The 245-nt window shown below is 48.6% G+C and carries 1 protein-coding gene; it reads right to left on the bottom strand.

Annotated features, from left to right (window positions below):
- Positions 1 to 245 (bottom strand): LLM class flavin-dependent oxidoreductase (locus tag SB765_RS32690; RefSeq protein WP_410932899.1); only part of this gene is annotated, 245 nt, incomplete at both ends.

Genomic DNA, 245 nt, shown 5'->3' with positions numbered 1-245 from the left:
CCTAATAGTGTTTGTAACTCGCTCACTTCATTAGGAAAGTTTTCAGCGCGGCTAATGTCGTTATTTAAGGCGCGACTGGTCACCGGATCGCTACCTGGGGCACGCCCTAGCCCTAAATCAATTCGACCAGGATACAAACTCTCTAAGGTGCCAAATTGCTCAGCCACAACTAAAGGCGCGTGATTAGGTAACATAATTCCACCCGACCCTACGCGTATTTTTTTAGTGTTGCCGGCTATGTGCCC

The organism is Pseudomonas sp. SIMBA_067, from assembly GCF_046534675.1.
Taxonomy (GTDB): domain Bacteria; phylum Pseudomonadota; class Gammaproteobacteria; order Pseudomonadales; family Pseudomonadaceae; genus Aquipseudomonas; species Aquipseudomonas putida.
The sequence above is the reverse complement of the archived record's forward strand: the minus strand, read 5'-3'. Positions and strand labels throughout refer to the sequence as shown.